At 62.5% G+C, this 15886-nt stretch carries 17 protein-coding genes; 13 read left to right on the top strand and 4 right to left on the bottom strand.

The window, feature by feature from the left end:
* Positions 1-2 precede the first annotated feature (2 nt).
* On the bottom strand, positions 3-1019 hold the full coding sequence (locus IB265_RS21490; protein WP_057254919.1) for an MBL fold metallo-hydrolase: 1017 nt from the start codon (positions 1017-1019) through the stop codon (positions 3-5).
* Positions 1020-1227: 208 nt separating this feature from the next.
* Between IB265_RS21490 and IB265_RS21485 the strand changes: the two genes are divergently transcribed.
* The 6 genes from IB265_RS21485 to trmD all read left to right on the top strand — a co-directional run bounded on the left by IB265_RS21485 (position 1228) and on the right by trmD (position 5614).
* Entirely contained in the window at positions 1228-1617 is a 390-nt protein-coding gene (locus IB265_RS21485) for a MarR family winged helix-turn-helix transcriptional regulator (protein ID WP_246806019.1), read from the top strand.
* Between the two features lie 256 nt (positions 1618-1873).
* Positions 1874-3439, top strand: a complete 1566-nt coding sequence (gene ffh / locus IB265_RS21480; RefSeq protein WP_057255093.1) for a signal recognition particle protein — start codon at positions 1874-1876, stop codon at positions 3437-3439.
* Between the two features lie 13 nt (positions 3440-3452).
* Positions 3453-3788: a chorismate mutase gene (locus IB265_RS21475; protein WP_057254921.1), complete on the top strand. Its 336-nt coding sequence runs from the start codon at positions 3453-3455 to the stop codon at positions 3786-3788.
* A 37-nt stretch (positions 3789-3825) separates the two neighbouring features.
* Complete coding sequence (gene rpsP, locus IB265_RS21470) at positions 3826-4200, top strand: 30S ribosomal protein S16 (protein WP_057254922.1); 375 nt, start codon at positions 3826-3828, stop codon at positions 4198-4200.
* 146 nt (positions 4201-4346) lie between these two features.
* Complete coding sequence (rimM, locus tag IB265_RS21465; protein ID WP_057254923.1) at positions 4347-4910, top strand: ribosome maturation factor RimM; 564 nt, start codon at positions 4347-4349, stop codon at positions 4908-4910.
* Positions 4911-4921: 11 nt separating this feature from the next.
* Positions 4922-5614 carry a tRNA (guanosine(37)-N1)-methyltransferase TrmD gene (trmD, locus tag IB265_RS21460; RefSeq protein WP_057255094.1) on the top strand — a complete coding sequence of 231 codons (693 nt, stop codon included), beginning with the start codon at positions 4922-4924 and terminating at the stop codon, positions 5612-5614.
* On the opposite strand, the gene IB265_RS21455 is transcribed toward trmD, so the two are convergent.
* Positions 5596-6342: a sulfite exporter TauE/SafE family protein gene (locus tag IB265_RS21455; RefSeq protein WP_057255095.1), complete on the bottom strand. Its 747-nt coding sequence runs from the start codon at positions 6340-6342 to the stop codon at positions 5596-5598. The genes trmD and IB265_RS21455 overlap by 19 nt on opposite strands.
* A gap of 326 nt (positions 6343-6668) precedes the next feature.
* Between IB265_RS21455 and rplS the strand changes: the two genes are divergently transcribed.
* The 5 genes from rplS (at position 6669) to IB265_RS21430 (ending at position 11429) form a co-directional block, all read left to right on the top strand.
* Positions 6669-7211, top strand: coding sequence for a 50S ribosomal protein L19 (gene rplS / locus IB265_RS21450; RefSeq protein WP_057254924.1), 543 nt, complete (start codon positions 6669-6671; stop codon positions 7209-7211).
* 126 nt (positions 7212-7337) lie between these two features.
* Positions 7338-8147 carry a basic amino acid ABC transporter substrate-binding protein gene (locus IB265_RS21445; RefSeq protein WP_057254925.1) on the top strand — a complete coding sequence of 270 codons (810 nt, stop codon included), beginning with the start codon at positions 7338-7340 and terminating at the stop codon, positions 8145-8147.
* 9 nt (positions 8148-8156) lie between these two features.
* Positions 8157-8978: an amino acid ABC transporter permease gene (locus IB265_RS21440; protein ID WP_057254926.1), complete on the top strand. Its 822-nt coding sequence runs from the start codon at positions 8157-8159 to the stop codon at positions 8976-8978.
* A gap of 243 nt (positions 8979-9221) precedes the next feature.
* Positions 9222-10631, top strand: a complete 1410-nt coding sequence (gene leuC / locus IB265_RS21435; protein ID WP_057254927.1) for a 3-isopropylmalate dehydratase large subunit — start codon at positions 9222-9224, stop codon at positions 10629-10631.
* 261 nt (positions 10632-10892) lie between these two features.
* Entirely contained in the window at positions 10893-11429 is a 537-nt protein-coding gene (locus IB265_RS21430) for a histidine phosphatase family protein (protein WP_057254928.1), read from the top strand.
* 18 nt (positions 11430-11447) lie between these two features.
* Here IB265_RS21430 and IB265_RS21425 read toward each other — a convergent pair whose 3' ends face one another.
* Entirely contained in the window at positions 11448-11996 is a 549-nt protein-coding gene (locus IB265_RS21425; protein WP_082616185.1) for a L,D-transpeptidase, read from the bottom strand.
* Positions 11997-12139: 143 nt separating this feature from the next.
* On the opposite strand from IB265_RS21425, the gene IB265_RS21420 reads away from it, so the two are divergent.
* Together IB265_RS21420 and IB265_RS21415 are read left to right on the top strand one after the other, a co-directional pair.
* Complete coding sequence (locus IB265_RS21420; RefSeq protein ID WP_034802783.1) at positions 12140-12823, top strand: response regulator transcription factor; 684 nt, start codon at positions 12140-12142, stop codon at positions 12821-12823.
* Between the two features lie 120 nt (positions 12824-12943).
* Positions 12944-13399, top strand: coding sequence for a cyclic nucleotide-binding domain-containing protein (locus IB265_RS21415; RefSeq protein WP_057254930.1), 456 nt, complete (start codon positions 12944-12946; stop codon positions 13397-13399).
* Positions 13400-13421: 22 nt separating this feature from the next.
* Here the strand turns inward: IB265_RS21415 and IB265_RS21410 are convergent, their stop codons facing one another.
* Complete coding sequence (locus IB265_RS21410; RefSeq protein ID WP_192495160.1) at positions 13422-15605, bottom strand: TonB-dependent siderophore receptor; 2184 nt, start codon at positions 15603-15605, stop codon at positions 13422-13424.
* Between the last annotated feature and the right edge of the window lie 281 nt (positions 15606-15886).

The following is a 15886-nucleotide window of genomic DNA, read 5'->3' as shown; positions in this document are numbered from 1 at the left end:
CTTCATTCCGCGGCGGATGCAGCGGCAGGCACGTCGAAGACCTCGCCGGGGCGCAGCGGCCGGAAGCGGGCGCGGGCGATACCGGCCGCATCAAGCGCCCGTTCCAGCGCCAGCCGCGGCTCGTCGACGCCCTCGTCGGTCAGGCGGAACGTGCCCCAGTGGTGGCCGGCGACATGGGTGGCGGCGCAATCGATCATCCCGCGCACTGCCTCTTCCGGATTCTGGTGCTGGTCCTGCATAAACCAGCGCGGTTCGTAGGAACCGAACGGCAGGTTGGCGAGGCGGAACGGCCCGTGTTTTTCGCGGGCGGCCCGATAGTTTATGCCGTCGTGAAAGCCCGTGTCGCCGACATGGTAGATCTTGCCTGCCGGAGTCTCCAGAACGAAGGCGGCCCAGAGCGCCATGCGGCGGTCGCGCGAGCCGCGGGCCGACCAGTGATGGCAGGGCTCCGCGTGGATCACGATGTCATCACCGCAATCGACCTGGTCGTTCCAGTCGACCACCGTTATCTCGGCATCGGGAACGGCGTGGCGGATGATCGTGTCGTTGCCGAGCGGGGTGATGATCCGGGGGGCGTGCTCCTCGTGCAGTGCGGCCAGCGTTTCGATATCGAGATGGTCGTAGTGGTTGTGGGTGACGAGCACGATGTCGATCGGCGGCAGATCGTCGAGCTCGATGCCGGGGGCGTTGTAGCGCTGCGGTCCGGCAAAGGCGAAGGGGCTGGCGCGACGCGCCCAGACGGGGTCGGTGAGAATGTTCACGCCGTGCACCTGGATGAGCAGCGTCGCGTGGCCGATCATCGTCACGCGCAGGCGTTCGCCTTCGACGGCCAGTTCAGGCTTGGTCTGTGCAAATGGGCTTGGATTGTGCGCCGGCCAGCGGATCTTGCCGCCGCCGAGCTGCCAGCGCAGCAAATCAGCCATGCCCTTGGGCGGCCTGCCGCCGGGATTGAAGAAGCGCGTCCCGTCGAAATGGTCGGAGACGGGGCCTCGATAGTATGGATTCTGCGATTTCTTCATCCCGAGCCTTTCGGCATGTCTTGTGATTGCATGAGATGGTGCGCCGGCGCATCCGATGGAAGATCGGGCTTTAATAAATTCTTGAAAACAGCAACTGGATTGCTATCGTGCTTTCATGCTCGTTCGATTCGACCCGCATGAACGCCTCTACAAGACCCTTCGGCTGGTCCGCTCCGTCCACCTCAATATGCAACGAGCGTCGGAGCATATGCTCGATGGCGCGGGTATATCCGTGGCGGAGCGCGCGGTTCTCGAACTTTTTTACGAAGTGCAGCTGACTGTGCCGGAAGCGGCGCGACGCCTGTCGATGAAACGGCAGTTCGTGCTGCGCATCGTCACCGGGCTGATGGACAAGCAATTGCTGGAACGGCAGCCGAATCCAGAGCACCGACGCGCCTATCTTTGCGTCCCGACCGCCGCCGGACGCGATCTGTTCGAGGAAATCCATCGCCGTGAAGTCGAGATGCTGCACGCCTTGCTCGGCGATATCAATCAGACCGAAGTGGTGGCTACGCTCCGGGTGATGACGCGGGTGGCGACGGCCTTTGAGCAGCTGGCGGGCGAACTGGATGCAGCCGTCGAGGGCGAGGCGCTCTGAGCCAAAAAAGCCGTCATTGCCCTGCCGTCCTTGACTTTTGCCGCGCTTTCCTGTTTATCCGCCGCAATTCCTTCGCAAGCTCAAGTCTTCGAAGCCGCCGACCGGGTCCCGTAAAGGTGTAAAGAGAACCCGGAGGTCAACATCCGACAGCGCGTTGCGCCCTCGGGTGGTTTTTGGCTTTGCGCCTTGTTTTCTGCGCGAAGGAACCCACGTTTCCGGCGAGTTGATCGCCACCGGAAACCAGAAGGAAGTGAGAATGTTCGAGAGCCTCCAGGACCGCCTTGGTTCCATATTGAATGGACTGACCGGCCGCGGCGCATTGTCGGAAGCCGATGTTTCCGCTGCGCTTCGCGAGGTTCGCCGTGCGCTGCTCGAAGCCGACGTCGCGCTCGATGTCGTGCGCTCCTTCACTGAAAAGGTTCGCGAAAAGGCCGTCGGCGCCGAGATCCTGAAATCGATCAAGCCTGGCCAGATGGTCGTCAAGATCGTCCATGATCAGCTGATCGAGATGCTCGGCTCCGAGGGAGTCACCATCGACCTCAACGCTCCGGCGCCTGTTGTCATCATGATGGTCGGTCTGCAGGGCTCGGGTAAGACGACCACCACCGGCAAGATCGCCAGCCGGATGAAGACCAGGGACAAGAAAAAGGTCCTGATGGCTTCGCTCGACACGCGCCGCCCGGCTGCCCAGGAGCAGCTGCGTCAGCTCGGCGTGCAGACCGGCGTCGATACGCTGCCTGTTATTACCGGCCAGTCGCCGACCGATATCGCCGCGCGCGCGGTCCAGGCCGCCAAGCTCGGCGGTCATGACGTCGTCATCCTCGACACCGCCGGCCGTACCCATATCGACGAGCCGCTGATGATCGAGATGGCGGAGATCAAGCGGAAGTCCAATCCGCATGAAATCCTGCTCGTCGCCGATGCGCTGACCGGTCAGGACGCCGTCAATCTTGCCCGCAACTTCGACGAACGCGTCGGCATCACCGGCCTGGTGCTCACCCGTATGGACGGTGACGGCCGAGGCGGTGCAGCGCTCTCGATGCGTGCCGTCACCGGCAAGCCGATCAAGCTCATCGGCGTCGGCGAAAAGATGGGCGAACTCGAAGAGTTCCATCCGCGCCGCGTCGCCGACCGCATTCTCGGCATGGGCGACATTGTCTCGCTGGTCGAAAAGGCGGCCGAGAACATCGACGCCGAGAAAGCGGCCGCCATGGCCGCGAAGATGGCCAAGGGCAAGTTCGACCTGAACGACCTCGCCGACCAGCTTGGCCAGATGCAGAAGATGGGCGGCATGGGCGGCATCATGGGCCTGATGCCCGGCATGTCCGGCATGAAGGACAAGATGGCCGCCGCCGGTCTCGACGATAAGCTGTTCGGACGCCAGATCGCCATCATCTCCTCGATGACCAAGGCGGAGCGCGCCAACCCGGACCTGCTCAAGCATTCGCGCAAGAAGCGCATTGCCGCCGGTTCCGGCACCGATGCCGCCGACATCAACAAGCTTCTGAAGATGCACCGCCAGATGGCGGACATGATGAAGATGATGGGTGGCAAGGGCAAAGGCGGCATGATGAAGCAGATGATGGGCGGCCTTGCCAACAAGATGGGGCTTGGTGGCCTCGGCGGCGGCGGTGTGCCCGACCTGTCGAAGCTCGACCCGAAGCAGCTCGAGGCCCTGCAGAAGCAGGCGGAAGCAGCCGGCCTCAAGCCGGGCGGCATGCCGGGTCTTGGCGGCGGTGGCCTGCCGGGTCTCGGCGGCGCCAAGCTTCCGGGCCTCGGTGGCGGTTTCCCCGGCCTTCCCGGCCTGCCGAAGAAGAAGTGAGGATCGGTGAGAGATGATTGATCCCGAAATCAAACAGGAATTGGCGGGTTACCGGCAGTCGATCGACAACATCGATGCCGCACTCGTCCACATGCTGGCCGAACGCTTCCGCTGCACCCAGGCAGTCGGCGTTCTCAAGGCCAAGCATGATCTGCCGCCGGCCGACCCGGCGCGCGAAGAATACCAGATCGAACGCCTGCGCCGCCTGGCCAAGGATGCCAATCTGGATCCGGATTTCGCCGAGAAGTTCCTGAACTTCATCATCAAGGAAGTCATCCGGCATCATGAAGCCATCGCCGCCGATCGCTCGCATTCCGCGGGTAACGCCGGCACAAACCATTCCGCTTGAACGAAGCGGTCAAGAAAGCCTGCAAGGAGTAACTGAAATGGCACTGAAAATTCGTCTCGCCCGTGGCGGTTCCAAGAAGCGTCCGTACTACCAGATCGTCGTTGCTGACGCCCGCAGCCCGCGTGACGGCCGCTTCCTCGAGAAGATCGGCTCCTGGAACCCGATGCTCGGCAAGGACGACGAAAAGCGCGTCGAGCTCGACGCCGAGCGCATCGCTCACTGGATCGCCCAGGGCGCCCAGCCGACCGACCGCGTTCTGCGCTTCCTCGACCAGGCTGGCCTCGCAAAGCGTCCGGCTCGCAGCAACCCGACCAAGGCCGTTCCGGGCAAGAAGGCTCAGGAGCGCGCTGCTGAAGCCAAGCAGAAGGCTGAAGACGCCGCTGCTGCCGCTGCAGAAGCTGCCGCAGAATAATAGCCGGCAAATGGTTTGAAGCAGGATGCACGGGCTTCCGTCCGCGTCCGCTTCCAACCTGTCGTGATTTTAAGGAAACGGGTGGCATTTCCATGCCGCCCGTTTTCCGTTATGTGCACCCTGAACTCCCGAAATGGACGCGGACGATGAGCAAACTCGAAAACCCGGTTCTGATGGCGACGATCGGCGCGGCGCAAGGCTTGCGCGGCGAGGTCAGGGTCAAATCCTTTACCGACGACCCGACGGCGCTCGGCGACTACGGCAATTTGCACAGCGCCGACGGACGTGTTTTCGAGGTGCTGGAAATCCGCGAGGCGAAGAACGTCGTCATCGTGCGCTTCCGTGGTGTCAACGATCGCAACGCCGCCGAGGCGCTCAATGGTCTTGAGCTGTTCATCGAGCGGGACAACCTGCCCGACGACGACCTCGACGAGGACGAGTTCTTCTATGCCGATCTCGAAGGGCTGGAAGCGATCGACGGCAATGGCACCAGCTATGGCAAGGTCAGCGGCGTTTACGATTTCGGCGCCGGCGATCTTCTGGAGCTGAAGGGTCCTGGCCGGCGCCCGGTGCTGATCCCCTTCACCGAATGGTCAGTGCTGGAGATCGACCTGGAAGCGGGCAAGCTGCTGGTCGATCCGGTGGCTGCCGGTCTTTCCGAGGACAAGGACCAGGATTCGGGCAATCCGTTTTCCGCCAAGCGCAAGTGAGCGATGCGGTGATGACTTTTCGCGCGACTGTCCTGACGCTCTATCCCGAAATGTTTCCGGGCCATCTCGGCGCGTCCCTTTCGGGTAAGGCGCTGGAGCGCGGCCAATGGTCGATCGAGCCGGTGCAGATCCGCGATTTCGCCGAGGACAAGCACCGCACCGTCGACGACACGCCGGCCGGCGGCGGAGCCGGCATGGTGCTGAAGCCGGACGTGCTCGCCCGCGCGATCGACCATGTCTCTGAGGGTGACGACCGTCCACGGTTGTTGATGAGCCCGCGCGGTCGCCCGCTGACGCAAGAGCGGGTGCGTCAGCTCGCTGATGGTCCTGGTGTCGTCATCGTCTGCGGACGCTTCGAAGGCGTCGACCAGCGGGTGATCGATGCCCGCGGCCTCGAAGAGGTTTCCATAGGCGACTATATTCTTTCGGGCGGCGAGCCGGCAGCGCTGACGCTTCTCGATGCCGTGGTGCGCATCCTGCCGGGTGTCATGGGCAACGAGCTTTCAGGCGTGCATGAAAGCTTCGAAGGCGGTCTGCTCGAACATCCGCACTATACCCGCCCTCAGATCTTCGAGGGCCGCGAGATCCCGCCGGTGCTGACCTCGGGCAATCACGGCGCCATTGCCAAATGGCGCGAGGCAGAGGCGCGGCGTCTGACGGCCGAGCGCAGGCCCGACCTTCTCGATCAGCCCGTGAAGAAATAATAGGCGGCAAGCAGCAGGCCGACGGCGACCACCAGCGCGCGGATGACGGCTTGGGGTACCCTCCGGGCCGCCCAGACGCCGCTGTAGCCGCCAAGTGCCGCCCCCGGCACCATGATTGCCGCATGCAGCCAGGAGACGACGCCGCCGGCGGCGAAGACGACGATGGCGATGGCCGCAATCACGATCGAGATGAAGTTCTTGAGCGCGTTCAGCCGGTGATAGCCGCCACCGGTCGCCAGCCCCAGTACCGCCAGCATCATGATGCCCATGCCGGCGCCGAAGAAGCCGCCATAGATTGATGTGACGAACTGGGCGCCGATGCCGGCCGGATTGATCGCATGCTCGTCGACGCGCGCCTTGGGCTTCAAGAGCGGCCCGGCGGCGAAGATCGCCGTCGCGGCGAGCAGCAGCCAGGGCACCAGAGTACGAAAGGAGGCGTTGGAAAGCGAGATGAGAAGCAGTGCGCCGGCAAGGCCGCCGAGCGCCGAGATCACGCCGAGCAGGACGGCGTATCGTCTGTCGGCGCGGATCTCCTTGGCATAGGCGAGTGCCGAGGTGATGTAGCCCGGGAACTGGATGATCGACGAGGTCGCGTTGGCGACGATCGGCGACAGGCCGCCAAGCGTCATCGCCCCGAAGGTCAGGAACGTTCCGCCGCCGGCGATGGCATTGACGACGCCGGACAGGAAGCCGGCCGCAAACAGCATGAGCACTTCAAAGATATGCATGGTCTCCCCCGACCCACCACGCTCGGGATAGCCGGTGGCAGGGATGGCCGCAAGCCCGTCCGCTCGGACAATCGAGCATGCATCCATCCGGGTTTTCTGATAGAAAGGCGTTTCTTGCCGCGGATCGCCGAGAAAATATGGCCTCCGGGGATGACAAGGCGGATCGATTGGTGTATGTGCCGGCCCGGTTCGGGTTCTGTGCCCGTCGACCAAAACAAAGAATGGCGAATCCGCTCCTGCCGGTTTCCGGCAAGACCTGAAGGCAAGCCCGACAGGTTCATCGAGAGCGCTCTGGCTGTTTCAGAAGAACTTGAAAGGTTAGACCGATGAACATCATCCAGCAGCTGGAAGCCGAACAGGCCGCCAAGATTGCCGCCAAGCGCACGCTCCCCGAATTCTCCGCCGGCGACACGCTGCGCGTCAACGTCCGCGTTGTCGAAGGCAGCCGTACCCGCGTTCAGGCCTATGAAGGCGTCTGCATCGCTCGTTCGGGCGGCGGCATCAACGAAAGCTTCACCGTTCGCAAGATCTCCTACGGCGAAGGCGTCGAGCGCGTATTCCCGGTTTACTCTCCGCTCGTCGAAAGCGTCGAAGTTGTTCGCCGCGGTAAGGTCCGTCGCGCCAAGCTCTACTACCTGCGCGATCGTCGCGGCAAGTCGGCTCGTATCGTCGAGAACACCGGTACGCGCGCCCGCAAGCTGAACGACGCCGAGCGCCAGGCCGTTGCCGAGGAAAAGGCACGCATCGAAGCTGAAAAGATCGCAGCAGCTCAGGCTCTCGCCGCCGAAAAGGCAGCAGCCGAAGCAGCAGAAGCCAAGGCCGCTGCAGAAGCCGCCGAAGCCAAGGCAGCAGAAGCTGCAGCGGAATAAGATTTCAATCCATTCGGATTGTTGGAAAGGCGGCCTCGGGCCGCCTTTCTTTTTTGGTACTATGCGCTTGTCTTTCCGACGGAATTTGTGACATTTTCCGCTGCCACACTTTTCGGGAGCCCTCCAATGACAATCCGTCGCCACGTGCTTGCGGGCATCGCAGCTGCACTTGCCGTTCCTTTCGCATTTTCTGCACCGGCTGTTGCCAGCGATCTGCCCGATCTCGGCGGCAAGACGGTTGTCGTCGTCACGGAGAACGCTTACCCGCCGCTGCAGTTCGTCGACCCCAAGACCGGCGAGGCCAAAGGCTGGGAATACGACGCCATGAACGAGATCGCCAAGCGGTTGAATTTCAAGGTCGAATACCAGAACACCAGCTGGGACGCGATGATCCAGGCAGTGCATGACGGCCAGTACCAGATCGGCATGACCGGCATCACCATCAAGGACGACCGCAAGGAGAAGGTCGACTTCTCGGACCCCTACATGCGCTCGCAGCAGTTCATGCTGGTGCGCAGCGATGAAAACCGTTTCAACGACGGCAAGAGCTTCGGCGCCTTTGCCGACGGTCTCGTCGGCGCACAGCCGGGCACCTCGCCGTTCTACACCGCCGTCTACGAAATGCTCGACGGCAACGAGCAGAACCCACGCATCAAGCTGTTCGAGACCTTCGGTGCGACTGTCCAGGCGCTGAAGGCCGGCGACGTCGACGTGGTTCTGACCGACAGCGTCGCCGCCAAGGGTTATGTCGATTCCTCCGAAGGCAAGCTCAAGGTCGTCGGCGGTCCGCTCGGCACCGAGGATTTCGGCTTCATCTTCCCGAAGGGCTCGGACCTCGTCGCTCCGGTCAACGCCGCGATCAAGGCGTTGAAGGAAGACGGCACCTTCGATGCCCTCGATAAGAAGTGGTTCCTCGAATACAAAATGGGCGGCTGATCCGAGGCTATGGCCGCTCCGCAATCTCCTGACATGTCCGGCAAGGGCGACTATCCCTGGTGGTTGGTCGCCCTTCTTGTGATCGCGGTGGCGCTTGCCGCCGTGATCGTCAGCAATGACATCTTCTCCGAGGTCTTCACCGTCGTCTTCAAAGGCCTTGGCGTCACCGTCTTCGTAACGCTCATGGGCTTTGTGCTGGCGACGACGCTCGGCCTCGGTATTGCGCTGATGGCGCTGTCCGAGCACTCGTCGCTCCGGCAGATCGCGCGCTTCTACACCGAGATCATTCGCGGTGTGCCGATCCTTGTGCTTCTCTTCTATATCGCCTTCGTCGGGGCGCCGGCGCTTGTCGTCGCCGCCAATTTCATCTGCGCGCCGTTGATCGGCGCCGGCTGGATCGAGCCCTTCGTCGTTCGCGACATATCGCTGATGTGGCGGGCGATCATCGCCTTGATGATCGGCTATTCCGCCTTCATTGCCGAAGTGTTCCGGGCCGGCATCCTCTCGGTCGACAAGGGACAGATCGAGGCGGCCAAGGCGCTCGGGCTCTCGCGCTACCAGCGCTTTCGCCTGGTCGTCTTTCCGCAGGCAATCCGGGTGATCCTGCCGCCTCTTGGCAACGACTTCATCGCCATGGTCAAGGATTCCTCGCTCGTCTCGGTGCTCGGCGTCGCCGACATTACGCAGATGGGCAAGGTCTATGCTTCCGGTTCCTTTCGCTTCTTCGAGACCTATTCGATCGTCGCCTATGTCTATCTGGTGCTGACTATTGGTCTGTCGCTGGGATTGCGGGGTCTGGAGCGGCGGCTGCGGCGCGCGGAGGCCCGCTGAGCGCGATCACGCCAATTGCCGACCTGTCAAAAAATTGATATGAACGCGCTCATGGAATCCAAATTCGGATGTCGCGAACAGAAAATCGTCGTGCTGCAGGATCACAAGCGCCTGCCGGCACGCTTCTTTGCGCGCGTCCACGGGGCGCTCACAAGCCGCCTATCCTGATCTGCTGATCAGTGTTTCCGGCCGCCCTGCCGCCGGCTTTCCCTACCTTTTGAAAAACTCGATGGATATACCGCCATGAGCGCACCGCGTACCCTCTATGACAAAATCTGGGACGACCACCTGGTCAACGAACAGGAAGACGGCACCTGTCTTCTCTACATCGACCGTCACCTCGTTCACGAAGTGACGAGCCCGCAGGCCTTCGAAGGCCTGCGCATGGCCGGCCGCCAGGTCCGCGCCCCGGAAAAGACGCTTGCCGTCGTCGACCACAACGTTCCGACCTCGCCTGACCGCCACCTCGGCATCAAGAACGAGGAAAGCCGCATCCAGGTCGAGGCGCTGGCCAAGAACGCCGCCGAGTTCGGCGTCGAATACTACTCCGAGAACGACAAGCGCCAGGGCATCGTGCACATCGTCGGCCCGGAGCAGGGCTTCACCCTGCCGGGCATGACCATCGTCTGCGGTGACAGCCACACTTCGACGCACGGCGCCTTCGGTTCGCTGGCGCACGGCATCGGCACGTCCGAGGTCGAGCACGTGCTCGCCACCCAGACGCTGATCCAGAAGAAGGCGAAGAACATGCTGGTGCGCGTCGACGGCCAGCTTCCGCCCGGCGTCACCGCCAAGGACATCATTCTTGCCATCATCGGCGAGATCGGCACGGCCGGCGGTACCGGCCACGTCATCGAATTTGCCGGCGAAGCGATCCGCTCGCTGTCGATGGAAGGTCGCATGACCATCTGCAACATGACGATCGAAGGCGGCGCCCGCGCCGGCCTGATCGCGCCGGACGAGACGACGTTTGCCTATATCAAGGACAAGCCGCGCGCGCCGAAGGGCAAGGCCTGGGACATGGCGCTCGACTACTGGAAGACGCTGCACACGGACGAGGGCGCCCATTATGATCGCGTCGTCGTGCTCGATGCTGCCAACCTGCCGCCGATCGTTTCCTGGGGTTCCTCTCCGGAAGACGTGATTTCGGTTCAGGGTATCGTTCCCAACCCGGACGAGATCCAGGAAGAAACCAAGCGCGCCTCCAAGTGGCGTGCGCTCGACTATATGGGCCTGAAGCCGGGTACCAAGATCACCGACATCGGTATCGACCGCGTCTTCATCGGCTCCTGCACCAACGGCCGCATCGAGGACCTGCGTGAAGTTGCCAAGGTGGTGGAAGGCCGCAAGGTTGCTTCGACGGTTTCGGCAATGATCGTTCCGGGCTCGGGCCTCGTCAAGGAACAGGCGGAAGCCGAAGGCCTCGACAAGATCTTCAAGGAAGCCGGCTTCGACTGGCGCGAGCCGGGCTGCTCCATGTGCCTGGCGATGAACGACGACCGGCTGAAGCCGGGCGAGCGTTGCGCGTCCACGTCGAACCGCAACTTCGAGGGACGTCAGGGCTTCAAGGGGCGCACGCATCTGGTCTCGCCGGCAATGGCGGCGGCCGCTGCGGTTTCGGGTCACTTCGTCGACATCCGCGAATGGAAATAAGCCGGATTTGAGCTTTTCCGGCGCAAATGGCCGCCCTTCGGGGCGGCCTTTTTTGTTTGTCCGCACGTCAGCGCTCCGCGCGGATCGGCGAATTGCGCTAAGCTGCCTGCTCACAAGTCTACAGCGCCGGGCGTCTTATCAGACGCGCAAAGGTCGCTGTAGCACTTTGAATTGCTGCATGTTTTTGTCCTTAAATCGGCTACGATTAAAGGAAACATGCAGTAGGAACGGTTGGCCGAAGGGCGTTTGGGAGGACGACGGATGAGCGACGATCTGCCTGTACAAAGCTACTGCCTGATGCTGTTGCGCCATGCCAAGTCCGCCTGGCCGGATGGTGTTGCCGACATCAATCGTCCGCTCGGCGAGCGCGGCCGCAAGGCGGCGCCGCTGATGGGAAAGTACATAGCCCGGCATAAGCTCGTGCCGGATCTTGCACTGGTTTCGACCGCCAAGCGCGCGCAAGAGACCTGGCAATTGGTGGCGTCCGCCCTGTCGTCCGAGGTCGCGGTCGAGAATACCCGTGCGATCTACGAGGTGGGCGCCTCGCAGATCCTGAGCGTTCTGCGCGCGACGGATCCGGCTGTCAGGACTTTGCTGATCGTCGGCCATAATCCCGGCATGGAAGATCTGGCGCACGAACTCGTCGGCTCCGGCGATGCGGATCTGCGCATACGCATGGCGGACAAGTTTCCGACGGCCGCCCTTGCGGTGCTCGAGTTCGAAGCTGTGGGCTGGCGTGAGCTTATGCCCGGCGGCGCCAAACTCGCGCGTTTTGTGACCCCGCGCTCGCTCGACTGAGTTGTTTGCAGGCCTGGATCAAAGCACCCGCACGACGGTGCCGCGCCGCATATGAGGCATCAGCCGCGACATGGCGGGCAGGCTGACCGCGACGCAGCCCTGCGTCGGTTCATAACCCGGCCGGATCAGGTGGAAGAAGATCGCCGAACCGGCATTTCGACGGCGTGCGAGGAGGTTCCAGTCCATCACCAGGCAGATGTCGTAGAGCCCGTCTTCGCGCATCATCTCTTCGTGGCTCGGTGAGAAAGGTGCCATGACCGGACGATTGTATTGGGCGTGACCTGGGGCGTCGCACCAGAGCATGTCCTTGCGCGTCGCTCGCGTCGGCAGTGGTGTCGGCGGCAGAAAGAGACGATCGCGCCTGACATAGCCGCCGATCACCTTCATGGCGGCACGCGGCGTCGCGCCGTCGCCTTCACGCTTCAGGCTGGTAATGCCGCTTCGTCCGATCGCCGCCTGCTCGACGCGGCCATCGAAACACACCAGGGCCCGCTTTCGATCGCGCGGCGCCGGGCGGACTGTGATGATGGACTGGGCTGGTCTTTTTCCCGACGTTTTCTTGCGCATCATTCTCACGGATTTTTGCTTTGCCCGTGATTTGGGCGGCACCATAAGCACGGTTGCAGGTATAAGGACTTACCGACGCTGGCTCGCTTGCCAACATGGGCATTTGAGCTAGTTTGAAAACGGAAGCAAACAGGAATTGTCCCATGGCGACCCGTACCATTCTTCTTGTCGATGACGACAATGACCTGCGCGAAACATTGGTCGAGCAACTCTCGCTCTACGAAGAGTTCGATCTCATCCAGGAAGCGACCGCCGGCAAGGGCATCCAGACCGCGCGGGCGCAGCAGGTGGACCTCTTGATCATGGATGTCGGCTTGCCCGACATGGATGGCCGAGAGGCGGTGAAGCTTCTGCGCAAGGGCGGCTTCAAGGCGCCGATCATCATGCTGACCGGGCACGACACCGATTCGGATACGATCCTCGGTCTCGAGGCCGGCGCCAACGACTATGTCACGAAGCCGTTCCGCTTCGCCGTGCTGCTTGCCCGTATCCGTGCGCAGTTGCGCCAGCATGAACAGAGCGAGGATGCGACCTTCAGCGTCGGGCCCTATACGTTCAAGCCCAGCCAGAAGCTGCTGACGCTGGAAAACGGCCAGAAGATCCGCCTCACCGAGAAGGAAGCGGCGATCATCCGCTACCTCTACCGCGCCGACCAGAAAGTGGTGACGCGCGACGTGCTCTTGGAAGAGGTCTGGGGCTACAATTCCGGCGTCACGACACACACGCTCGAAACCCACGTCTACCGGCTGCGCCAGAAAATCGAGCGGGACCCTTCCAATGCCGAGATTTTGGTGACAGAGAACGGCGGCTACAAGATCGTACCGTAGCCGGGGTGGGGAAGGTGCGAAGCGGTTTGCCGCCCGAATCCTGCTCCATGTCATCTAGACTGATCGTGCGCGATCCGGCTCGCTTGGGGTCGGGTGCCGTGATTTCGGGAGGTTAGCCGTTTGGCGCTCAACGACGATATCGTGCTTCTGTCCAACGTCCCGCTGTTTGCCGATATCAGCGAGGACAAGCTGCGGCTGATCGCCTTTGGAGCGGAGCGACGTCGGATCTTCAAGGGGCAGGAACTGTTTCGCGAAGGGGCGCCGGCGGATTGCGCCTTTGCGATTGCGAGCGGCAGCCTCTCCTTGTCGAAAGTTGGTGTCGATGGTTCCGAGGCGACGGTTTCGACGGTCGGCCGCGGGGCGCTGCTGTCGGAACTGGCGCTGATCTCGATGGTCGAACGGAAGTTCACGGCGACCGCCGAGGAGGATAGCGAGGTCATCCGCATCAACCGGCCGCTCTTCCGTCGCATGCTGGAAGAGTACCCGGAAGTGGCAGAGCTCGTCGAAGCCCGCATCCGCGAGAATCTGCAGGCGATGATCCGCCGGGCCGGCGCGCTCGCCGGCCGCTTTGCTTGAAGTAAGCAACGGCTTCCGGCCGCTACCACCGATATTTGAGCGAACCGAGCACCGTGCGGCCCTGGCCGAAATAGCAATAGCCATCGGTGCAGACCTCTTCGCGGCGATCGCCGAGATTGGTGGCGCTGACGGCGAGCGACAGTCCGTCAAGCTCCGGATTCTTGACGCCGAAGTCGTAGGCGATCGAGGCGTCGAAATAGACGGCACCACCGTTCTTGGCGGTATTAGCATCGGATGTGTAGGAGCTTGATGCCAGGCGCACCCCGCCGCCGAGGCTCAAACCCGCAAGCTGCGTGTCGTCGGGCAGCAGATAGTTCACCCACAGCGATGCGACATGGCGCGGCTTCGTCGACGGCACGTTGCCGATCAGCGACGGGTCGACATTTCCGGTGATTTCGGCGTCGTTGTAGGTGTAGGCGGCGATGAAGCTCAGGCCGTTATCGAATTCCCGGCGTCCTTCCAGCTCGAAGCCGTTGGTCGTCACCTCGCCTGCCGATTTGTAGTAGTAGCCGGCGGGTAGCGAAGCGTCCGATACATATTGCGCAGCACCGGTCTCGACGATCCGGTAGTAGGCCGCACTCAGCGAATAGGTCTCGCCCTCCGGCTGGTACTTCACGCCAAGCTCGATCTGCTCGCCGGTCGTCGGATCAAGCACTCTGCCGTCGGCCGAAAGTTCGGTGCGCGGCACGAAGGAGGTGCTGTAGCTGGCATAGGGTGCGATGCCACTGTCGAAGAGATAGAGAAGACCAGCCTGGCCGGTGAGTTCGCCATCGTCCTTGCGGTCGACGACGCCGATGTTCTTGTCGGTGCTCGTCTGGTCGACCCAGTCATAACGAAGGCCGCCGACGGCGCGCCAGTTGCCGAACTCCGCCTGGTCCTGGATGTAGATGCCGGTCTGCCGAAGATCCCGCCCGCTGAAGCTGGTGAGCGCAGGCGTCGGGCCGCTGATCCCAAAGGTGGGGTTGTTGAGATCGAAACGATAGGCCGGATCGACGGCTCCGAAGCCGAGACCGAAATCGGAGGTGATCCACGTATAGTCGAGGCCGGTCAGGAGCGTGTGCGAGACTGCGCCGGTATCGAAGATGGCCTCGAGCTGATTGTCGATCTGGTAGGCGCGCTGGTCGTCCTTGATGGCGACGGGCGAGCGATCGAAGACGTCGGGTGCCACCTCAGTCCCGAACTGCAGGTAACGGGCTCTCAGATCGAGATCGCTGACGCGGCCGTGCTGGCGGAAGGTCAGGCCATTGTCGAATTCGTGCTCGAATTTGTAGCCGGCCTGATACTGCCGAACCTTCTGATAGTCGTAGTCCGGGTCGCTGTAGCGCAGCAGCCGGCCATCATGTTCAAGCACCCGCGGGCTGGCATCGCTCTCACCCTTCTGCCCGAGGCCATAGACGGTCAGCGACGTGCCTTCGTCCGGCTTCCAGGTAAAGGAGGGCTGCAGCAGGTAGCGGTCGTCGGCGACGTCGTAGCTGGTCTCGCCGTTCCTCAGGAGCCCGACGATGCGATAGAGAAAATCGCCATCGGCCATTGCCGGCCCGCCGATGTCGAAGGCGGCCTGGGTGCGTCCGATCGTGCCATATTGCAGCTCGACCTCGCGGTGCGTCTCCTCCTCGGGCATCTTCGATATGCGATTGACGATGCCGCCGACGCCGGCCGCACCGTACATGACCGAGACCGGGCCCTTGACGATCTCGATCCGCTCGAGGCCATAGACCTCCGTCGGGAAGGTGCCGTAGTTCATGTAGGGCTGGCGCAGGCCATCGCGGAAGTCACCGGTCGTCGTCGTCTCGAAGCCGCGGATGTAGATCTGGTCGAAGCGCGGATCGAAGCCGAAGGCGCCGGTCGTGACGCCGGCGGCATAACGCGTCGCCTGGATCATGTCCTGCACGCCGCGCTCTTCGAGTTCCTTGCGCGTGACCACCGAGACGGAGCGGGGCGTTTCAATCAGCGGCGTATCGGTCTTCAGCGCCGAGACGTTGCGCGTCGGCACGATTGTGTCGTTATCCTCAGCGATCGTCGCGGCTGTCTTGCCGGCGGTCACCTCGATCTTTTCCAGCCGTGTCGTCTTCTGGCTTTCGGCCGACTGCGCGTAGGCCGCAGTCGGCGAAAGGAATACGGCGGCAGTGCTTGCGGCCAGGACGGTGGTTACGGAGAGCGCGTGGCGCGACGCGCGCATGACGTGGATCGGCAAGGTCTTTCGCATGTCTGGCCCTCTTGCGGGCGCACGAAAGCCCTCCGGCAAACGCCAGAGCAAAGCGCCCCAATATCCGAGCGAGATGAGGAAAAGTGCGTGCGGTTTTCCGCCCGCCTCTCGCTCTCATTTCTGAGAATCGATCACGTTTATGATTGTGGGTCGAACGACCCACAATCATCGTGATCTAGTGAAAACGACGGCTGATCTGCCGTCGGAGGCGGTGTCCCCGCCGCCCGAAAAGAGGGATAGTCCGTTTGGAAATGGGCATCAAGAAAAATATGATTCTTTTA

This window comes from Ensifer sp. ENS10, assembly GCF_014852025.1.
GTDB lineage: Bacteria > Pseudomonadota > Alphaproteobacteria > Rhizobiales > Rhizobiaceae > Ensifer.
Note: the sequence above shows the minus strand (reverse complement) of the source record. Positions and strands in the feature narration are given on the sequence as shown.